At 55.7% G+C, this 244-nt stretch carries 1 protein-coding gene; it reads left to right on the top strand.

The features are described 5' to 3' along the window. A partial coding sequence (locus tag SB816_RS34295; RefSeq protein ID WP_410548535.1) for a LysR substrate-binding domain-containing protein occupies positions 1-244 on the top strand: 244 nt, incomplete at both ends.

Genomic DNA, 244 nt, shown 5'->3' with positions numbered 1-244 from the left:
CTCTTCGATCGACTCGCTAAACTCGAAGCTGGCGCGAATCCACTCAAAATACAGCTCGACGTCGGGTCACGGCACGTTGATATTGCGGGCGGCGAGGCCGATCTGCCCATTCGCTATGGTCGCGGAAACTGGCCTGGGCTCCATGCTGAATTGCTGTTGCCAGAAACGCTCACTCCGGTAGCACATCCTGATATCGCCGCGAAAATAAAGGCAAACGATCCCAATGGATTACTGGCTCACCCAC

It is taken from the genome of Achromobacter sp. SIMBA_011, from assembly GCF_046535435.1.
GTDB lineage: Bacteria > Pseudomonadota > Gammaproteobacteria > Burkholderiales > Burkholderiaceae_B > Achromobacter > Achromobacter dolens.
Note: the sequence above shows the minus strand (reverse complement) of the source record. Positions and strands in the feature narration are given on the sequence as shown.